The organism is Scytonema millei VB511283, assembly GCF_000817735.3.
Lineage (GTDB): Bacteria > Cyanobacteriota > Cyanobacteriia > Cyanobacteriales > Chroococcidiopsidaceae > Chroococcidiopsis > Chroococcidiopsis millei_B.
On sequence record NZ_JTJC03000001.1, the window covers coordinates 1508046 to 1530250 of the forward strand.

The following is a 22205-nucleotide window of genomic DNA, read 5'->3' on the forward strand; positions in this document are numbered from 1 at the left end:
ACAGTTAACCGCCATAACGAGTGGTTCAGAACTCATAAGAGAGGATTGCTATAGCTAATAACTGTATCTTGCGGTAGAAGCCCTGACCGCGCCTTTCTTCGTAGGATTGCGTTCAGCTTCAAATCTTAGGAGGGTGTTTGTATGCAGTCCATTTTTACCAATTTTAAGCAAAATTTACAACGCAAGGTTTTATTACTAGCCGCGATCGCGCTATTGCTCGTTTCTGGTTTGTTTGTCTCCGAGCCTAGTTATGCCGCAACTCCCAACCAAAAACTAATCCAACAAGAACAAATGGATAAAAATAGCCAAGTTGGAACTGTGGATGTCGAGCAGCGCGAACAAGCTTATGAAGAGCAAGTAAAAGCATCCAAAGATATCGACAAAACGTATGAAGACAATCTCAAAGAGTTTAAAAAATCTCACCCTGAAGAGAATATCGTTAATAAAGCAGTAGAGGGAGCAAAAGAGGCAGTCGAGAAGGTAACTAAATAATAGCGATCGGCAAATTGTCCATCACGCAAACAGTACCATCTGTAATAAAATTGGTACTGTTTGAGCTATGTAGGCAGAATTTTGCTACCATCTAGCCTATGTAATTCAACTAACTATTCGTGTATTTAATACTACAATAATGCTATAAATAACTATAACAAAAAAATACTGAACGGATGAAGGCTAAGAATGCCAAAAAGCACGATTTCCGCAAAAATTTTTCAAGTTTGTTTGGGGCTTACAACCAGTATATTTGCTATTACAGCACTGCCTCAAATACTTATAGCAGGAGAGCTTGAAAAAAATAAAAACAATGCGAAACAACAAAATTTGATAGTAAGAAAAGTAGATCTACAGGCTCAAAACAATCATCGCGATCTCTCCCATAATGCCAGCGATTTACAGCCGAGAAGCGAACCCATCTTAGCCGAAAAAAGTATGGAGGCGAAACTTCTCGCTCAAGAAATTGACCTAGAGACATTTTGTCGCAACTATCCATATAATTCTCGCTGTACTAACCCGAATCCTACACCAGAGCGAGAAGAGAAACAGCTAGAAACCCCACCAGTAGAAAGTAAAACAAGTGGATTTGCATTATCTGCCAAAGCTAGTACTCTAGGTTTTGGAATTGAAGGAACTGGAACAATTTCACCTAATTTTAACGGCAGATTAGGCTTTAATTACTTCGATTTCAGCATTGATACTGAAAAGAGCGATATCGATTACGATGCTGATATTCAGTTATTAAGTGCAACAGCACTAATAGATTGGTTTCCCTCTAGTCGCAGCGAATTTCGGATTACTGGCGGGATTGCTTATAATGACAACAAAGTAGATGCAACAGCGCGATCGGCAGCAACTTTAGATATTGGCGGGGTAGAATTTCCGGCGGCTGCCGTGGGACAATTGGAAGGAGAGGCAACATTTCCGAATACAATTTCTCCCTACATTGGTATTGGCTACGGTAATCCAGTAAAACGCGATCGCCGATTTACATTTTCTATCGATTTAGGCATACTATTTACTGGTTCCCCAGAAGTAGAGTTAAATGCAACTGGTCCAGCGAGTTCACTACTTGATGTTCCCCTAGTAGGTTCAGTCTTGAATGATGCAATTGAGCGGGAAGAAGAGGATATAGAAGACGATTTAGATGGGCTAAGTATTTATCCCGTCCTCACGCTTGGCATTTCTTACCAATTCTAAAACATTTTGCGATCGCCATAGTTTTGCACAGATCCGATCCCTCCTCACCCCCTTACTAAGAGGGGGATCTTCTGCGGCGCAGTCATAAAGAATCGATCTCATCTACTAATAGCAATTCTCGATTGCGTGCATGACATTTGTAGGGGCGCACAGCTGTGCGCCCCTACAGATCGTGTGTTTTCCCCAATTGAAAACCGCAATGAGATAGACACCCAGCGCCAATGCATTCATGCACGATCGCGAAAATAGGTATTATAGTGAGGCTTGAAGCAACATATGTAAACATCGATATTTTCATAATTCGCAAACTTTTGTGAACTAGTAACGCGATCGCGATTCAATTTATCCCATGAAATACCCAATTACTCTTGCCCTCTCCTGGCGTAAATGGTTAGCAGGTATACTAGCAGTAGTCATGGCGATCGCGCTGTCTGGCTGCAATCCGGCTGAGATGAGAACCCAAGCAGCTGACGTACCGCAAATAGTGGTAAGCGTGACTACCGATCCCGATACGTTTAATTATGCTTTAGGTCATCAAGTCCCAAATATTTTTAACATGACCTTTAGGGGATTAACTACAGTTAATGGCATTACCAAAGAACTCGAACCAGAATTAGCAGAATCTTGGCAAATTTCCGAAGATAAATTAAATATTATTTTCACTTTAAGAGAAGGATTAAAATGGTCTGACGGTCATCCACTTACAGCAGATGATGTTGTATTTACTTATAACGATATTGTTTTAAACAAAGCCATTCCTACAGATCTAAGAGATTACATTCAAATTGGTAAGCAAAAGGCTTATCCAAAAGTTGTTAAGCTAGACGATCGCCGCGTCGAATTTATCATGCCCGAACCTTTTTCACCATTCTTAGCTACGACGACGGGAGATCCTACAAGTGCGATCGCCATTCTACCAAAACACGCTCTACAAGCATCGGTTAAAACAAAAGATGCTAAAGGAAACCCACGCTTTTTAAGCACTTGGGGAACGGATACAGATCCAACTAAAATTATTACTAATGGTCCTTTTACACTTGAAAGCTACGTACCTGCTCAACGCTTAGTTTATCGCCGCAACCCTAATTATTGGCGTAAAGATGCACAAGGCAATTCTCAGCCTTATATTGAAAAATACATTTGGCGAATTGTCGAAAATCCAGAAACAACTTTAGTTCAGTTTCGTTCCGGTGGATTAGATATAGCTTCAGCTTCAGCAGATAATTTTTCTCTACTCAAACGCGAAGAAGAACGAGGCAATTTTAAAATTTACAATGGTGGACCTGCTTTCGGTATGTCCTTCATTACTTTTAATCTAAATAAAGGTAGCAGAAACGGTAAACCATTAGTTAATCCAATTAAATCTCGCTGGTTTAATACAGTTGAGTTTAGGCAAGCAATCGCTTACGGACTCGATCGCCAAACGATGATAAATAATTTTTTACGGGGTTTGGGAGAGCTACAAAACTCTCCAATTGACACTCAGAGTTCGTATTTTCTCCCTCCTGAACAAGGATTGAAAGTTTACAACTACGATTCAGCCAAAGCCAAAGAAATACTGCAAAAAGTTGGATTTAAATACAATAATAAAAATCAATTATTTGATGCTCAAGGTAATCGGGTACGATTTACTCTCATGGTTCCTGCTGGGGGTAGAGGTAATAGTGGAAGAACAGTAGCTCAAATTCAACGAGACTTAGGCAAAATTGGAATGCAAGTCGATCTCCAATTTCTCGATTTTGGCACTTTAATAGATAAAACTTCTAATTCTTTAGATTGGGAGTGTTATATCGGTGGTTTCATTGGTGGTGGAATTGAACCGAATGACGGAGCAAACGTATGGTTGACAGCAGGTGGGTTGCACAATTTCAACCAACTACCTCAAGTAGGACAAGCACCAATTCAAGGACGAGAAATTGCGGATTGGGAACAAAAGATTGAAGATCTGTTTATCAAAGGAGCGCAGGAATTCGACGAAGCCAAACGCAAAGAAATTTATAATGAGTTTCAACGCACGGCTCAAGAATATTTACCTTACATTACCTTATATAATCCTTTATCGCTAGCGGCAATCCGCGATCGCATTGAGGGGACAAAATTCTCTGCTTTAGGCGGCGCATTCTGGAACATATACGAATTGAAGGTCAAAGAATAATACATTCAGAGATGTAGGGGCGCACAGATGTGCGCCCCTACAATTACATATACAAATCCCAATTTATGATCCGTCGAAATTTTCTAATAACACTTATATTACTAGTTGCGATCGCGCTGTCTGGCTGCAATCCCACCGAAATGAGAACTAACGCAACTCAAGTTCCGCAAATCGTGGCGAGAGTTCCAGGCGACCCGCAAACTTTTAATTATGCTTTAAATCAATCGTCGCCTAACGTTTTTGGATTTCTTTATGAAGGATTAATTACTGAAAATGGCGAAACTGGAAAGCTAGAGCCAGCATTAGCAGAATCTTGGGAAATTTCTGAAGATAATCTCAAAATCGTTTTTACTCTAAAACCAAATTTGAAATGGTCAGATGGAGAACCGCTAACAGTTGATGACATCGTTTTTACTTATAATAATATTTACTTTAACGAGGAAATTCCTACAGATATTAGAGATATTCTGCGCATTGGTAAGAGTAAAGCTTTACCTAAAGTCCGCAAATTAGATAGCCGCCGAGTTGAATTTACCGTTCCAGAGCCATTCGCACCTTTTTTACGATTTGCAGGTGGAATAGTCATCTTACCAGAACACGCCCTACGTCAATCGGTAGAAACTAAAAATAAAGATGGTAGACCTCAGTTTTTATCTACGTGGGGAACAGATACAGATTTGCAAAAAATTGTGGTCAACGGTCCTTTTACGCTGGAAAGCTACACTGTCAACCAGCGTGTAGTCTTTCGCCGCAATCCCTACTACTGGCGGAAAGACACACAAGGAAATGCTTTACCTTATGTTGAACGGTTAATTTGGCAAATTGTTGAATCACCAGATACAGCTTTAATTCAGTTTCGTTCGTTAGGATTAGATATGCTAGAAATTGGACCTACGAGTTTTCAATTACTGAAACGGGAGGAAGAACGAGGAGATTTCAAAATTTACAGCGGTGGACCTGACTTTGGCACAAATTTTATTTGTTTCAATTTAAATAAAGGTCGTCGTCAGGGAAAACCTTTAGTCAATCCAATCAAGTCACGCTGGTTTAATACAGTAGCATTTAGACAAGCAGTTGCATACGGAATTAATCGCGAAGCAATGCTCAACAATGTTTATCGTGGTTTAGGAGAACTACAAAATTCGCCAATTTCGGTTCAAAGTCCTTACTATCTTTCTCCTGAAGAAGGTTTAAAAGTTTATAACTATAATCCTGGAAAAGCTAAAGAATTACTCAGAGAAGCTGGATTTAAATATAATGATAGAGGTCAATTACTCGATGCTGAAGGTAATCGAGTCCGGTTTACCATGATTAGCCAAGCGGGTAATAGAACTGTTGATGCGATCGGTTCGCAAGTCAAACGCGATCTCAGCAAAATTGGGATTCAAGTTGATTTTACTCCAATTGACTTTGCGGTCATGGTAGATAAAATTACCAATACTCTCGAATGGGAATCTTATTTTGGTTTAATTACTGGTAGCATTGAACCATATAGCGGAGCAAATGTGTGGTCGCCCGACGGTGGTTTCCATCCTTTTAACCAGAAACCACAACCAGGACAACCGCCAATTGAAGGACGAGAAGTTGCAGACTGGGAAGCAGAAATCGGTCGGCTTTATATTGAGGGAGCAAGAGAACTTGACGAAACAAAGCGCAAAGAAATTTATGGAGAAACTCAGCGTTTAGCGCAAGAGTATCTTCCTTTTATTCATTTAATCAATCCTTTAGCTTTAGCAGCAATTCGCGATCGCATTGAAGGAACAAAATTCTCTGCTTTAGGTGGGACGCTTTGGAATATTTATGAATTGAAAGAAGCAAAAGACTAGTACACCGCCCTCAGCTCTCAAGCTGGTACTCTGTGGAACAAATACGAACTGAAAGTGACAGAATAAATTTGTTGACAGTTGACGGTTGACAGTGGCTGGTGACTGGTGGCTAGTGACTAGAATTACTCCCTTGTCCCCCTAATCCCCACTCCCTTCGGTCGCGGGAACCCCGAGTTCCCCCTTGTCCCCTCACTCCTCACTCCTCGCCCCTCAAATGTCCCAACCCGAAGCCTTGCGATCGCTCTTAGAATCTGTGGCAGCTGGTAACGTCAGTCCAACTGTCGCCTTAGACAAATTGAAACATTTTACCTACGAACCAGTTGGTGAATTTGCCCGCATCGACCATCATCGCCAGTTGAGAACTGGGTTTCCTGAAGTAATTTGGGGTCAAGGCAAAACTCCCGACCAAATCGTGCAAATTATGGCAGCGATGCGCCAGCGTAATCCAGTAGTGATGGCGACGCGCATCGAACCCGATGTAGCAGAACAGTTAGAAGAAAAGGTAGAGGGACTGCGTTACTATCCGATGGCAAAAATTGCGGCGATCGCACCAGCACGGATCGAACCGCAGTATCCTGGTACAATTGGTATCCTCTCGGCAGGGACTGCCGACTTACCCGTAGCCGAGGAAGCGGCTATAACTGCCGAACTATCTAGTTTTCGCGTTCTCCGGTTATGGGATGTGGGCGTTGCTGGAATTCATCGCCTGCTCGACAACCGCCACGTCATCGCTGAAGCATCTGTATTAATTGTCGTAGCCGGAATGGAAGGGGCTTTACCCAGCGTAGTTGCAGGATTAGCCGATTGTCCTGTCATTGCCGTTCCTACCAGCGTTGGCTATGGTGCGAGTTTCAGCGGCTTAGCTCCCCTCTTGACAATGCTCAACTCTTGTGCGGCAGGGATAGGAGTTGTCAATATAGATAACGGTTTTGGTGCAGCGATTTTAGCAGGACAAATTCTACGCACCGCAGGGAAATTACAGTGACCAGTTATCAGTGACCAGTGACCAGTTAATTCTCACTTACGACTCCCGGTTCCCGATTCCCCGAATGACTGAAAAATCCTCCTACTTCGGCTAGGGTATAAATTGGTCTGCCTTTGACTTCTTCATAAATTCGCCCAATATACTCGCCTAAGATGCCAATACTGACAAGTTGAACTGCACCAAGGAAGAAAATTGCTACCAAAATAATCGTAAACCCAGTCAAAGGAGACTGAGGTACAAACAATCGCCAGTACAATACGAGTAGAGCCATGAAAACGGCGATCGCCGCAGCAAATAGACCGACATAAGTAGAGAGGCGCAAGGGGACTTTAGAGAACGACACCAACCCATTCAAAGCTAGAGCCAGCGACTTACCGAAAGTGTAATTGACCTTACCAGCAAAACGAGGCGGGCGATCGAATTGTACGGCAGTCTGACGAAAACCAATCCAAGCCCGTAAGCCGCGCATGTAGCGATTGCGTTCTGGCATGGCGTTGAGGATATCCAAAACTTGTCGATCCATCAAACAGAAATCTCCAGTATCGGTGGGAATATCGACATCAGCAAGGTGTTGGAGCAGGCGATAAAATACGTATGCCGTACCGCGTTTGAACCAACCTTCTTTGTGGCGCTGCGTGCGTTGGGCATAAACAACTTGAAAGCCATTTTGCCATTTGGCTACCATCTCTAAAATCAATTCTGGTGGGTCTTGTAAGTCTGCATCCATGACAATCGCCACTTCACCCCTGGCAAAATTAAGTCCAGCCGTCACCGCAATTTGATGTCCGAAATTGCGAGCAAGACTGAGGTAGGATACGCGAGGATCGTTTTGATGTAAATCGCGCACGATTTGCAAAGTGCGATCGCGGCTGCCATCATTAACAAATATGAGTTCTATAGCTCCATCCAATTGTTCGCCAACCGCACTAACGCGGCGATAGAGTTCTAGGATATTTTTTTCTTCGTTATAGACTGGAACAACCAAGGAATACTTAGGCGATACCATCTCTTCCTACCAACACGATATATTTGACTCATTACTGTAGCGCGATCGCTAACAACTAAGAGCTGGCGGTTAGGGTAAAGACAAGTCGCAAGTCGCTCTTTTGCAGTCGCAAATCAAAAACCTCTTGCCACTGATAACTGACAACTGATAACTGATAACTGACAACTGACAACTGATTTACAGGAATTGTACGAGTTGCTGTAGCTTTGCCCAAGCAGCACCACTATGCAGAATTTCCTTAGCTAAGCTAATACCAGCAGCATATTCACCTAAAGGAATCTTTTCTCCTACTTGCAGTGCTAGCGCTGCATTTAAAGCGACAACATCTTGCTGTGCTTGGGTTCCCTTACCTTGCAATACAGCGGTGAGAATTGCTGCATTTTCCTGTACGTCTCCACCCCTTAATGCTGCTGTTGGTGCGGGTGCTAAGCCTAGTTCCTGCGGATGTATAGTTGTTAACTCTACCTGTCCGTGAGATAACACTGCTAAATCTGTAGCATCACCTAAACCTGCTTCATCCAACCTTTCCCGTCCGTGCAGCACAATTGCCTGTTTTGTCCCTAACTGCTGTAAGGCATGAGCGATAGTTAGTGGTAAGTTTGATTCACAAACTCCAATGACTTGTCCTGTTGGGCGCAAAGGGTTGACTAGCGGTCCTAATAGATTAAATATCGTCCGTACTTTCAGCGTTTTGCGTAACGGGGCAACAGCCTTCATAGCGGGATGCCACCCAGGGGCAAATAAAAATGTAATGCCCACTTCTGCAACGGCTACTTGTATTCTGTCTGCGGCAGCGTTGAGATTGACTCCTAGTGCTTCCAACACGTCCGCAGAACCGACTCGACTAGAAGCAGAGCGATTCCCATGTTTAGCTACTGGTACTCCCGCCGCTGCTGCAACAAAGGCAACCGCAGTAGATATATTAAAGGTTGCAGCTCCATCTCCACCAGTACCGCAGGTGTCAATTAATGGTGTAGGGGCGCATAGCTGTGCGCTCGTGCTGTGCGCCCGCACAGATTGTAAAACTTGAGCCATACCAGCCAGTTCTTCGGCTGATACACCTTTAGCCTGAATTGCTGCTAATATTGCTCCAGACAAGACAGGTGGAATGCCTTCGTTGAGCCATGCCTGCATGAGTTGCGCTGCTTGCGCGCCAGACAAAGATTGACGATCCAGTAATTGCTGAAGTAATTGCGTTGCCCAGGTATTTGAAGCTTCTGGGAGAGAACTATTGCTGAGATCGATGGCTGATGTAGAGGTCATTGTCAGGACAATTTTTGCAGTTAGAAGCATACTACCGCAAAAGGCTCTACTCGATCGGACTTGTCTTTCAAAAATCGTACTAGACTGCCATTTACTATGAGTTGTGATGTATGGCAGCGATCGCCTTAACTATTCGCCAGCCTGATTCTTGGGAACGGAATGCAATACTCAGGTTTTTACAAAGCCAAAACTTCTCTGGCTTTCTCCGTAATCTCATCAGGATCGAACGGTTTGGTAGTATACATGTCAGCTCCAACCTCTATACTTTTTTGTCGGTCGAATTCCTGACCTTTAGCCGTCAACATAATTATGTAAACATCGGAAATATTCAATTGATTTTTTACAGTATTACATACATCAAAACCATTCATTTTTGGCATCATCACGTCTAAAAATACGAGCTGAGGTCGCTCGTTTTTAATAAGATTGAGTGCAACTTCACCATTATCTGCAAATAGTAGTTCTACCCCTTCATCTTCCAATTCTTCTAATGTTTGTTCCATCAAAAGTCTGACGTGAGGTTCGTCATCGACAATTAAAATTTTTAAATTCATATCTTTACCCATATACTTAAATCTCGGTCAGCAAAATTTGAGCTGAAAATTTTGGTGCGATCGCGTGCCGTTTATGGCATAGCTATCCTAACCTACAATTTATATCATTGGGTAAAACTTTATATGAGTTTTTTATTTTTGATGAAAGCTCCTGGTAGTAAAATCTCATTTTGTGTAGTTAATGTTTCAGAACGATCGCCATCCTTACGGTCTGCCAGTAAGATAAAGAAAACATTTTCTAAACCTTTTTCAAAACGTAATGTTTTAATAACTTCGGAGCGCTCCCAGAAGTTAGCGTTAGCAATAATCATGTATGGTTGAACCGACACTGCTTTTTCCCGCAATTCTTGAGCATCAATAGCTTCAACTACACTGTAACCTTTAGCTTGTAAAACTTCAGCTAAAGTTTTTACAGTAGACACATCTTCATCAACTACTAAAACTTTTTTACTAGAATTAGCTTGAGTCGTTAATGTGCCAATTTCATGCAATAAAGTATCTGTCTCAATTGGCTTCATTAAGTAACGTTCAATTCCCAAACGATAGCCCCGCTCTCTATCTTCTACAATAGATAGAATAATAATGGGAATATTCATAGTTTTGGGATCGTTTTTGAGAACAGCGGCTACATCGAAACCGCTCATCTCTGGCATCATGACATCTAGAATAATGAGATCGGGAGCAGATTTTTTGACAAAGGCGATCGCTTCTATGCCATCTTTAGCTTCAATAATATTGTATCCTTCAGTTTCTAACTGCTGCCGTAACAACTGACGAATATTGGCATCGTCATCTACAACTAAAATTGTTTTTTTAGTCGTTCTAGAATTAGCAGATTTCATGACTACATGTTCTCGCAACTGCTTGACGAGAGTATCGACATCAAAAGTTCTTGGTTTTAAGTCACAAGAAATCATGATGGGTAAGGTAAAGGAAAATTTACTACCCGTGCCTAAAGTACTTTCAACCCATATTTTACCTCCGTGATGTTCGACAATCTGTTTGCAAATTGGTAATCCTAAACCCGTGCCTTTGGGTTTATCAGTGAGGGTATCGCCCACTTGCTTGAATTTCTCAAATACTTTGTCTAAATCGGCTTCAGCAATACCTATACCTGTATCGATAATACTAATATGAATTTGAGTTTCATTAGTTTTGACTCTGCAAGTAATCGAGCCAGTATCGGTAAATTTGACAGAGTTAGAAATTAGGTTAATGATTACTTGAATTAAGCGATCGCGATCGCCTATAATCTCTGGTAGTTCGGTTTTGACATCTCGAATTAATTCAAGATTTTTTTGGTGAAAGAGAGCAGAGGTAGCTGCGATCGCTCTATCTATAACTTCATTAATTTGTAGGGGAGCCATCTTCCACTCAATCTTACCCGCCTCCATCTTGGCAATATCCAGTACATCATTAATCAAATCCGTCAGTCTGCCACCTTCTGATACGATAATGTCAAGATTATCAGCTATTTGTCTGACATTGCGTTGTACTTTTTTATCATCTGTGGGGATGACGGGAAAGACAACCTCTTCTAGCTTTTTCTTAATGATTTTGGCGAAACCAAGTACTGATGTTAGAGGCGTTCTGAGTTCGTGAGACACTGTAGAAATGAAATCAGTCTTCATCTGATCCACCTCTTTCTCTGACGTGATGTCTCGAATTAATAGAACTGAGCCAATACACCGATCTTTTCCATCTTGCTTGCCTGTATAATCGACATCTTTCACGATTGCAGTTGCAACTGCTTTTCCAGTACAACCACTCGATAATTCTATTTCTGCAACGAAAACTTTTTTGAGATTTCTACGAGTTTTTTCTACTAACTCGACAATCTTACGATTAAATATAACTTGACAATCACGACCAGTTAAATCTGTCTGTTCAATTCCAAATAGAGCAAACAGAGCTGGATTGACACGAGCAATCTTACCATTTAAATCGACGACCAATAATCCATCTGCTAAGTTATCGATCACGGCAGTTAAATAAGCCGTGCGCTCTTGAACTCGCAGTTCTAATTGTTCGTTAGTCTTTGCTAACACAGAAAAAGACTCTCGCAACTGTTGTGCCATCTTGTTGAATAAATAAGCTAGACGACCTAATTCATCTTTTCTAGTTACGTCTAGTTCAATATCAAGATTGCCAGCAGCAATACTTTCTGTTGCCTGCATGAATTTGGTAAGGGGAACAGAAATCTGTCGTTGAAAAATCAAAAACACGATAATAATTTCAACTAGCAGTGAGGATAGTCCTAAAAATAAAATGACTCTGGCTGCTTCAAATGCTCGTTGCGTTAGTAACGATTTAGGAAATACCGTAATCAAATACCAATTTGGTTCATCAATCTTAATGACTGCTAAATACTCGCTATCTTGTGGATTGTCAATTATTATTTTGTTTTCGTTCTGTTTTTGCGTCACTAAGTTAAATATGCGACGTAAATGAGGATCGTTCGACTGCGCAACTTCAAATTTGCCTTCAGCTTGTTGAATCTTGTTTGTTAGTTCAGGATGAGCTACTAAACGTCCATCTTGTCGAAAAATCATATTATACGTACCTTTGAGATGGTCGTTGATCGTGCGATCGCGCAACTCATCAATCAACATATCATGACCGATTGTCGCAATATGCTTGCCATCTAAATCTACCGGAGTCACGCATGAAGCCATCCAAGCTTGTGCTACTTTATCGTAGTAGATTCCCGTCCAGGTAGTTTTTCGTTCTGGGTTGTGGACTTTATCTGTGATATAAAAAGATTCATCGGCAGTGACTCGAAAAGATTTATCTGAAGGTGCATTCTGTACCCAAGGATAAGTCGGCATATAAATAGAAATTCCATTTTCTGGAATTTGTATATATGTGTTTACAAAGCGGTTACTCCATGCTGGACCATAAGCATTGAGCAGCTCGAAATAGGTAACAACTCGCTGCTGTATATCGGCATTCAGAACGACATTATTACCCAAAAAGACTCCTGAAGATTTTTGGAAGTCAAAGCCTTGAGGACGGTTACGAATAGTAGCATCGGGCATTTTGACAAATCGTTGCTCGAATTCTTTTGCAAAATCTCGATCGCCCTTTGCTTTGAGTTGTTGTAGTATCGCTTGTTTAAGAATGGCTTGATTGTCTTGAGCTAGAGAAAAAATAGCTCTTTCTCGTTGCGCTCTGAGTTGAACGTACTTCTCTACTTGACTTAAAGTTTCAGCAGTAAAACTAGAAACGAGTTGAAAATAGCCGATTCCAGTGGATGCAACAATCACTAGTCCAAGACTCAGTGATAACTTAATCAAAGCCTGTTGCGTTAACGTACTGCCAGATTTGCTTTGAGCAATATTATCATCCGGAGGTGTGTTAGTTCTAACTTTCAACCCGTTGAGCCAATTTTTGTTCATTTCAACATCCTAGAGCGCTTAGTTACCAGCGAAATATAGGTTTGATAGTGGTAAGGATCTGAATTGAAAGCCACTATCAAAGCTCAAGCTGGCAAACGGCACAGACACAAAGTCAGAATGCTGTGCTATTTCAATGTGCCTACCTGAGTTTGTAGCAATCAGAAATTGCTTTATCGCTCGATAATATAGTTCCCATTTCCGGCTAAAACTTCACACCGACGGGAAGTTTAACAACAATAAAAGGTGTTTTAGGATTTCCTTTTGTGTCATCAGTAAATCAACCTAAATTACTGATATGTGTGGCATGCTCTAGAAACGTGGTAACAGTACCCCTGACAGAGTTATTGCACTAGCAATCCAACTGTAGCGGCAAATCAACCATCTTTTAAATCCATAAAATTTTTTAATACAATAAAAATAACACGGAGCTAGTAATAGCTCCGTGATTTGCAATTGCTTTTACAGTCTGGCGTTAACCGCAAAATTACCTAGTTTACTGAAGTACTAAGTCTCTCATCTGACTCTCAGAATAGGATGGATTAAGGAATCCACATTTTGTGAAATACGAGAAGTAGGAATTCAGTAAGTCGTCATTTACAGGAGGACAGACAATGGAATTAACAGCAAGCTTATCTAGAGAATCCTCCAGTTCAAAGTAAAACGATCCTAAGGATTGTTGAATAAACTGCTGATTGACAAAAAGAGCCGTCAAAGGAGTCAATGCATTCTCTGAAGTTCGATTCTGTCTCTGCTTGAGTAATTGAGAATACCAAGTTTCATAAGCAACGATTTCGAGAGGATACCCCTGCCTATTAATCCAATTAACTAGCTGTTCCCACTCTAAGGATACAGGATTGACGACTTGAAAAGCTTTACCAAATGATGATTGGCGACGAGACAAATGGTAGATTGACTGACTTACAAAGTCTACTGGTACTAGGTTTAGCACTGCTTTCAACTCAGGAGCAATACCCATTTGAATGCAACCTTTAACCATTCTGGCAACAAAACCATTATTCTGACATATACCTGTTTGGCTGTGTCCCATGATGTTGCTAGGTCTATAAATTGAGACGGGTAGACCTCTAGAATGGGCTGTCATCACCAATTTCTCAGCAATATATTTACTTTGTGCATAGCCGTTGTAGAGACTTGAGAAGGGACCAGTAGCATCCCGTTCTCCTACTACTCTGATTTCAGCTTCGTTAGCTGTAGAGAAAACATCTACTGTAGAGATAAAGTGTACGGGCTTGATTTTAGTCTGACTAGCTAAGCGTAAAACTTCTTGCGTACCAATGACATTACTAGCAGCTAGGGCGGAGTATGGGTAAATCATATTTACCCATGCGCCACAGTGATAAATGATATCAATTTTTTCTGCCAATCTTAAAAATTGTCCTGCTTCTATTCCTAAGCTAGGTTGACTGAGATCTCCCAATATAGGAACAATTCTGGCACTAAAATCTTCATTCCAGAGTTGATATCGTTTTAGAGTGTTGTGGAGCCTTGCTTTTCCTTCCTCTATACTGGATGCTCGTACTAAACAATAAACATCTGAACGAGATTGCTCAAGCAATTCCGCAAGTAAAAAAGCACCTAAAAATCCCGTAGCGCCTGTTAAGAATAATTCAAGAACAGGTTCGACTAGGGTGTTTTCAGGATAGATTGTAGGGTCTAGCTCTACTTCCACTGTTAGATTATTAGTTTTATTAGTAGAGATTTCAGCTCCACGTAAAGCATCTATAGTCTGTGCTAACCCAGCAATTGTTGGATTTTCTAGAAATTTACTTAGTAGTAGCTCAATCTGAAATGCTTCATTAGTTTGATAGACAAGTTGAATTGCCAGTAATGAGTTTCCTCCTAATTCGTAGAAACTATCATAAGTGCCAATTTGCTCTACTTCTAGTAATCGATTCCAAATCTCAGCTAGTTGAATTTCTACAGGAGAGTGAGGAGCAACGTAAGCCCCTGCTTCCATCCGAGTCCACTGTGGAACGGGTAAGGCACGACGGTCAATTTTGCCGTTCAGAGTCAACGGTAATTCATCAAGTTGAACAAAGGCAGAAGGAACCATATATTCAGGTAACTTCTGTTTCAGAAGGCTCCTGAGAATTCTTGCGGTCACTTGTTGTAACGCTACTTTTGTAGAAGATTTAGGAACTATATAGGCAACCAATCGCTTATTACCCATGTTGTCATCACGGGCAACAACTACCGCTTGCTGTATTCCAAGGGATTTATTTAAGAGCGCTTCGATCTCTCCTAGTTCCACACGAAAGCCGCGAATTTTCACTTGATGATCGATGCGACCGAAGACTTTTAACTCTCCGTTAGGCATATAAGCAGCAAGGTCGCCCGTTTTGTAAAGTCGAGCTTGCTCTGGCTGTTGACTGAAGGGGTTCGAGATAAACTTTTCAGATGTAAGTTCTGGGCGATTAAGATACCCTCTAGCTAGACCTGCTCCACTGATATAAAGTTCACCTTCAGCTCCAGTTAGTACAGGATTCAGGTGAGCATCTAACAAGTAGATTTGGGTTTGAGAAATGGGACGACCAATGGATGGTATCTCACTCGTTCCCTTTTCCATCAAAGCAACAGTAGAATAGGTTGTATCTTCTGTGGGACCGTAAAGATTGAAAACTTGTTGAATATGGTCTAGCTGGTAAAGCTGCTGTACGAGTGTACTCTGCAAAGGTTCTCCCGCTAGGTTCACTGTCTGAACTGAGGTAGGAATACCCTTCATTCTGAACAATTCAGCGATCGCAGAAGGAACAGTATTAATCAGCGTTACCTCATTGGCAGCAGGTAAATTAGGTAGGTGTAATGCATTTTGTGCCACAATTACCTTGCCACCACAGCTTAAGGTGACAAATATTTCAAAGATAGATAGATCGAAGCATAAGGAAGTAGAAGCCAGAACACCGGCTAATTGCTCGGTTGTAAAAAATTCTTCTGCCCAGTTGATAAATGCAATGGTGTTACGATGCTCGATCGCTACTCCTTTCGGTTGACCAGTAGAACCCGATGTATAGATGACGTATGCAAGATTTTGAGGTTGTACTTCACGACTGGGATCGTCTGCTGGCTGTCCTGCGATCGCCTGCCAGTTGTCAATACAGATAATTTGTACCTGATGAGTGGGTACGATCTCTCGCAAGCGATGCTGAGTCAGTAAGACAGGTAATTGAGTGTCCTGAATAATAAAGCTTAGGCGCTCTTGTGGATAACTCGGATCGAGAGGTACGTACGCTCCACCAGCTTTGAGAATGCCTAGAAGCCCGACAATCATCTCTAAAGAGCGATCGACGCAAATTCCTACTAAAACTTCTGGCTTAACTCCCAGGGTTTGTAGGTAATGTGCTAGTTGATTTGCTCTTTCATTTAATTCTCGATAGGTCAGATGTTGGTCTTCAAAAACAACTGCTACGGCATCAGGAGTTTTTGAAACTTGAAGCTCAACTAACTGATGAATAGAATTGATTTGAGTCTGATTCTGCATTGATTTACCTACGACTTTAGATGGAAGACTGAAGATAGATAACAATAAGTTTGAGAATATTGAAAAAATATAGGAGAGCTACCTCTAAATGATGCCAGCTAACGATAATTCTGAATTAAATACTTTGTTCCCATTTGCTGGATTGAATATAGGTTGCAACATCATTGTTTGCTTAATTGGAATTTGAATCCAGAATGTGGCTCCCTGTCCTAGTTCGGAAAAACACTTTAAAACCCCTCCGTGCTTCTCCACAATTTGGTGACTGATAGAAAGACCTAAACCAGCGCCATTACCAGCCGTTTTCGTTGTAAAGAAAGGCTCGAATATCCGATCGCGAACTGCCTCGCCAATTCCAGCGCCATTATCTTGGATGCGAATAACAACGTGGGGGCTAGAGAAGGAAAAACTAGAAGGAGTAGGAAACTTGTCTTCTGGTTGCCACATTCCTAAAGCTAGAGAACTTTCATTTTCGACTTCCATAACTTCTGTACGAATGGTAATGATTCCAGCTTCGCTCTGATTTTCCAAAGCATCGATTGCGTTAGCAAGAATACTCATAAACGCTTGATTAATTTGACTGGAATAACACTCAATCAAAGGCAATTTACCATATTCTTTAACAATCCGAATTCCAGAATGCTTGCTGATTGCTTTGAGACGACTATCTAAAATCAGCAGAGTACTATCAATTCCTTCATTAATATCTATTGGCTTCATTTCTGACTCATCAGAGCGAGAGAAGTTACGCAGCGACAGAGCAATTTTGCGAATCCGCCCTACATCTACTTTCATTGAGTTTAGTGTTTTTGGTAAATCCTCTAAGAGAAACTCTAAGTCAATGTTCGCCATCAACTCTTGAATTCGATCGCAATCGCTAGGATGATAGTTTTGATGAAGTTCGAGCAAGTTCAATAAATTTTGAGTATAATTACTTACATAAGCAAGATTGCCATGAATGAAGTTCACGGGACTATCGATCTCATGAGCAATTCCTGCTACTAGCTGTCCCAAACTAGACATTTTCTCACTCTGAATTAGATGAGCTTGGGTATGCTGCAATTCATATAAAGCTTGCTGTAACTGTTGAGCTTGGGCTTGAGCAACGGTTGCAGAAATACAACTTTGTTCGTACAGGAGAGCTTTCTCAATTGCTACTGCTGCGTGGAAAGCAAACATCGTCAGAATTTTTAAGTCTTCAGAATTGTAAGAGATCGCAGTTCTCTCGCTCAATTCATCTACTTCTTCTTGGCTCCAAAAAAAGATCACCCCATTCATTTGTTCTTTCGTCTTTAGCGGGACGCAAATTAAAGATTTGATCGGACCTTGATACTCGCAAAATCTAGGATCGGCAGTAATATCATTGACGATCTCGCCTTTACCTGTGTGGGCAATTTGACCAATAAGTCCGCCGCCTAACTTCAAAGATTCTTGAGATGGAAAAGCTTGACCAATAGATGATAGCGATTCTAACTCTCCCGTTTTTTGATTCAGGAGTAAAATCGAGCCACCTGTTGCTTCAATCAGTTTCCCAACACCCTCAATGACCAGTTGGGCAACTTCTTTTAATTCTAAGCTAGCAGTAATCTGAGTCGTAATATCGTGGAGCAAAGTCAGCTCGCGATATTTCTCTAATAACTCGTTTGCCAGCGCCTTTTTCTCGAATTCCTGTTTCATTAAGTAAGAAATCAGGTTGACAACAGCAATAGCTTTGTCACTACCAGCAATCCAACCAACAACACGATCCGCAAACTCGATTGGATACCTATGTGTCAAATTTTCGCTACCTGCACCTACTATTTTTTTGCCATCAGCATCGTGAATTTGAATGGCTGTACCTGTTGCCTGGTTTAAATACTCAAGCAGAGCAACTACTTCTTTTTTTGTTGCTATTTTCTTAAAGTTAACTGAAACCATTGGCTTTTATCTCTAGCGTTTTTTTATTTGTTTATACTATTTTTTAAGCTGGAAGTGCTAATGTTCTAGCAACTAATAGCTATCAGATTTAGTGATTTGACAAAATTATATCGCTCAATGCAGGTGCGAATTATTTCGTTGGTCATCTCCACTATTTCACTAGCGATCGCTGAATGCCAACTGCTTTATTAAAATTTTATTAAAATCAATTGTTTGCTTGAAGATTGGTTTTTAATCGCTAAAATTAGGCAATTTTACAGTTGTTTTAAATTAAAAGGTATATAACATCTGTAGATTCCCTAAATTTACTGAAGCTCAGCAGTTAAAATTGAGGAATGCATTGAATCTAAATAGCGATCGCCCAATTAATCTTTGTAACAGGTTAAGAAAAAATACTAGAGAAAATACTGAGCCTAAAATAAAGAATCTTACTAACTCTAGTTTCAGTATAATAAATTGCGATTAAATACCGAATTTCTACTTACTTTAGTTGAAAACCTCAAAAGGAAAACTCCATTGGGGGAGAGTGTCTCTCTATCATGGAATGAAAGTTTCAGGATGTTTACTATTACACTCTGACTCTAGTTTGTGTCAAATTATATTGACTATGAATATTCTAGAACCACTTTGCTCGTCAGACAGAATTGCTTAGTACGATTTATCGAGTTGAGATCGAATAGCCAAATTTTATAGAAGATTATGGAGAAGTTAGAGTTAAATCAGTCCTTACCTGCGAATATAGATCCTAGCTGTCATTGCTCTTACACTAACTTTGACGCTCAACTGAAACTGCCGTCTCATCCAGCTAGTACTGTGAATATATCGCGGAAATTCACAGCCTTACAAGTTGCAATCGTACTATTCCTAGCGTGCAATTTGATGACTTTTGGCTGCATACTCTATCTTCTGTCACATAGTCGCTACGGTGCTATCAGTCAGGCGCTCGCAATCAGCTTGTTATCTATTTTAGCTAGTATTACAGTTCTGCTTGCTTATTGGGCTTTCCAATCGCGACAAGAAAAATTACAGGAACGCAGCGTTTTCGATCTCATTACCCTACCAGCTTACTGGATTAATTCTGAATTAAAGATTCTTGCAGTCAATCAACATCTGGCTCAAAATCAAAGCTTGCGTACCGATGACTTAATTGGGCAGCATGTTAGTTTTTATAATTCAGATTGTCATTTTATTGAGTTTATTCAAGATTTTTTTTCCCAACGGGAACAAAGCATTTATAGAGAACTGGAGATTCAAACTGATACCTGTACTCGTAACTTGCTAATGGTGGCGCAAAAATCTGCGCCAGAAAATACTGCAATTTTGATTGAAATCGATTTGACTGCTCGTCAGCAAAGAGAAACATTACTACGAGAGAGCGAAGAACGCTACGTTCTGGCTTTGCAGGCTACCAATGATGGTATTTGGGATTGGAATTTAAAAACTAATGCGATTTACTTTTCTCCACGATGGAAATCAATGCTGGACTATTCAGACAATGAGATGAACTCTTTAGATGAGTGGTTTTGTCGGATTCATCCTGGAGATGTGGAACGCATTAAAATGGAAATGCTCAATCATCTTTCCGAGCTAAATTCTAAGTTTGAGAGCGAATACCGGATTTTATGCAAGGGAAAAACTTATCGTTGGATGCTTAGCCGAGGAATTATTATACGAGATGTATCAGGAGAAGCATATCGCATAGTAGGAATGCAATCTGATATTACTAACCGCAAAGTTACAGAAGAACAGTTACTCCATGATGCCCTACATGATGCATTAACTGGATTGCCTAACCGAGTTTTATTTATGGATCGGTTAAGTCATGCAATTTCTCTAGCAAAAAGACGGAGAAATTATTTATTTGCCGTACTTTTCTTCGATCTCGATCGCTTTAAGCTAATTAACGACAGTTTAGGTCATTCAGTAGGCGATCAATTACTCATTGCGATCGCCCGTCGTCTAGAAAAATATTTACGAGTTGGCGACACTGTTGCTCGATTAGGTGGCGATGAGTTTACCATTCTATTAGAAGACATTAAGGATGAAAATGTAGCTACTAATATTGCCAATCGACTACAAGAAGAATTAACTCGCTCTTTCAATCTCAGCGGGAACGAAGTTTTTACTAGTGCTAGTATCGGCATTACTCTCAGTACTTTTAATTACGAACGCCCAGAAGATCTACTCCGCGACGCAGATATAGCCATGTATCGCGCTAAAGCTACAGGTAAAGCTCGCTACGAAGTCTTCAATACGACCATGCACACGCGAGCCGCTGCGCTCTTACAATTAGAAACTGACTTGCGACGTGGACTGGAACGACGAGAATTTCAATTATATTATCAGCCAATTGTTTCGCTGAAAACAAGTGCGATTACAGGTTTTGAAGCACTTATTCGCTGGCAACATCCACAGCGAGGATTAGTTTCCCCAGCCGAATTTATTCCAGTAGCAGAGGAAACAGGTTTGATCGTTCCGATTGGCTGGTGGGTACTACGAGAAGCGTGCCGTCAGTTGAGTGCTTGGAAGATACAATTTCCTGAATATCAATCGTTAGTCATGAGTATCAATCTTTCTGCCAAGCAGTTTACTCAAACTAATTTAGTAGAAGAAATTACTGAAATTCTACGGGAAACAGACGTACCTGCAAAAAGTTTAAAACTGGAAATTACAGAAAGCGTGATTATGGATAATGCCGAAATAGCAACCACAATGTTGTTTCAGTTACAATCTCTGGGAATTCAACTCTCGATCGATGACTTTGGTACAGGTTACTCGTCGTTAGCCTATTTATATCGCTTTCCTACTCATACTTTGAAAATCGATCGTTCTTTTATTAATAAGATTGATATCGACAGCGAACAATTTGAGATTGTACGTACTATTGTCACCCTTGCAGCTAATTTAGGTATGGATGTGGTAGCTGAGGGAGTAGAAACCTTAAAACATTTAGCTCAACTCAAAGCACTCAATTGCGGCAGCGGACAAGGATATCTCTTCTCAAAACCAGTCGATAGCCAAATGGCAGCAAAATTGTTACAAGAGCAGAATATAGTTGTAGATACAATACCAATATGATTTGGCGTTTTGAAAGCCTAGTGTTGCCACAAAACGAAATTCACGTTTGGCGTGCTAGCCTCGGCTCAAACTTAACATATTTGCAGCAATTAGTTAAAACCTTATCTGTTGATGAATTAGATCGAGCGAATCGCTTTCATTTTGAAACAGACAGAAACCGTTTTATTATCGGTCGCGGCATACTCAGAAGCATTCTTAGTTACTATTTGGATATTGAACCACACCAATTACAGTTTTGTTACGGCAGTCATGGTAAACCAGCATTGAAGACGTGTGACTTACTGCATTTTAATTTATCTCATTCCCAAGACTTAGCTTTGTATGCTTTTACGCGCGATCGCCAAATTGGGATTGACTTAGAATACATCCGCCATATACCTGGATTAGAGCAAATCGTTGCTCAATTCTTTTCACCTAGAGAACGCGCAACTTTTCTCGCCCTTCCTTCCAGCCAACAGCCAGCAGCCTTTTTTCACGGTTGGACTTGCAAAGAAGCTATCCTCAAAGCACTGGGAGATGGGTTGTCACTTCCTTTAAACCAATTTGATGTTTCACTGCTGCCAGATCGACCTGCCCAACTACTCAGTATAAACGGCGATCGCGCTGCCGCAGAGCGATGGTTGCTTCAGTCGTTTATCCCAGCTTCCGACTATGTTGCAGCTATGGCAATTGAGGGACATGACTGGAAGGTGAAATGCTGGCAGTGGCAAGGATTGCAGGTTAAAGACAGAGATGTCATTCTGCCTCTTTGTGAAGATGCAAGCTTTGACTGGCATTGTCAAGTTTATGGAGACAGCCAGTCGTAGAATTCTAAGATTCTTGCTGTTAATTT

13 protein-coding genes are annotated in these 22205 nt (G+C 41.0%); 7 read left to right on the plus strand and 6 right to left on the minus strand.

The window, feature by feature from the left end:
- Positions 1–141 precede the first annotated feature (141 nt).
- The 5 genes from QH73_RS06710 (at position 142) to larB (ending at position 6661) form a co-directional block, all read left to right on the plus strand.
- A complete protein-coding gene (locus tag QH73_RS06710; protein WP_039715710.1) occupies positions 142–492 on the plus strand; it encodes a hypothetical protein in 351 nt (116 codons plus the stop codon).
- Positions 493–681: 189 nt separating this feature from the next.
- A complete protein-coding gene (locus QH73_RS06715; RefSeq protein WP_052290060.1) occupies positions 682–1695 on the plus strand; it encodes a hypothetical protein in 1014 nt (337 codons plus the stop codon).
- Between the two features lie 349 nt (positions 1696–2044).
- A complete protein-coding gene (locus QH73_RS06720) occupies positions 2045–3850 on the plus strand; it encodes an ABC transporter substrate-binding protein (RefSeq protein ID WP_039715711.1) in 1806 nt (601 codons plus the stop codon).
- Between the two features lie 65 nt (positions 3851–3915).
- Complete coding sequence (locus tag QH73_RS06725) at positions 3916–5676, plus strand: ABC transporter substrate-binding protein (protein ID WP_039715712.1); 1761 nt, start codon at positions 3916–3918, stop codon at positions 5674–5676.
- Positions 5677–5890: 214 nt separating this feature from the next.
- Entirely contained in the window at positions 5891–6661 is a 771-nt protein-coding gene (gene larB, locus QH73_RS06730; RefSeq protein ID WP_039715713.1) for a nickel pincer cofactor biosynthesis protein LarB, read from the plus strand.
- A 25-nt stretch (positions 6662–6686) separates the two neighbouring features.
- Here the strand turns inward: larB and QH73_RS06735 are convergent, their stop codons facing one another.
- The 6 genes from QH73_RS06735 to QH73_RS06760 form a co-directional block, all read right to left on the minus strand.
- Complete coding sequence (locus QH73_RS06735; protein WP_039715714.1) at positions 6687–7667, minus strand: glycosyltransferase family 2 protein; 981 nt, start codon at positions 7665–7667, stop codon at positions 6687–6689.
- Positions 7668–7844: 177 nt separating this feature from the next.
- Positions 7845–8930, minus strand: coding sequence for an anthranilate phosphoribosyltransferase (gene trpD, locus QH73_RS06740; protein ID WP_039717486.1), 1086 nt, complete (start codon positions 8928–8930; stop codon positions 7845–7847).
- Between the two features lie 176 nt (positions 8931–9106).
- Positions 9107–9484 carry a response regulator transcription factor gene (locus tag QH73_RS06745; protein ID WP_039717487.1) on the minus strand — a complete coding sequence of 126 codons (378 nt, stop codon included), beginning with the start codon at positions 9482–9484 and terminating at the stop codon, positions 9107–9109.
- Between the two features lie 119 nt (positions 9485–9603).
- Positions 9604–12882 (minus strand): ATP-binding protein, encoded by a 3279-nt coding sequence (locus QH73_RS28075; RefSeq protein WP_063777337.1) that lies wholly within the window; start codon positions 12880–12882, stop codon positions 9604–9606.
- 493 nt (positions 12883–13375) lie between these two features.
- Positions 13376–16381: an amino acid adenylation domain-containing protein gene (locus QH73_RS06755; protein WP_052290061.1), complete on the minus strand. Its 3006-nt coding sequence runs from the start codon at positions 16379–16381 to the stop codon at positions 13376–13378.
- 84 nt (positions 16382–16465) lie between these two features.
- Positions 16466–18295, minus strand: a complete 1830-nt coding sequence (locus tag QH73_RS06760) for an ATP-binding protein (RefSeq protein ID WP_039715715.1) — start codon at positions 18293–18295, stop codon at positions 16466–16468.
- A gap of 699 nt (positions 18296–18994) precedes the next feature.
- Between QH73_RS06760 and QH73_RS06765 the strand changes: the two genes are divergently transcribed.
- Positions 18995–21373 (plus strand): putative bifunctional diguanylate cyclase/phosphodiesterase, encoded by a 2379-nt coding sequence (locus QH73_RS06765; RefSeq protein ID WP_039715716.1) that lies wholly within the window; start codon positions 18995–18997, stop codon positions 21371–21373.
- Positions 21370–22179: a 4'-phosphopantetheinyl transferase family protein gene (locus QH73_RS06770; RefSeq protein WP_039715717.1), complete on the plus strand. Its 810-nt coding sequence runs from the start codon at positions 21370–21372 to the stop codon at positions 22177–22179. Before QH73_RS06765 ends, QH73_RS06770 begins: the two co-directional genes overlap by 4 nt.
- Positions 22180–22205: the final 26 nt, after the last annotated feature.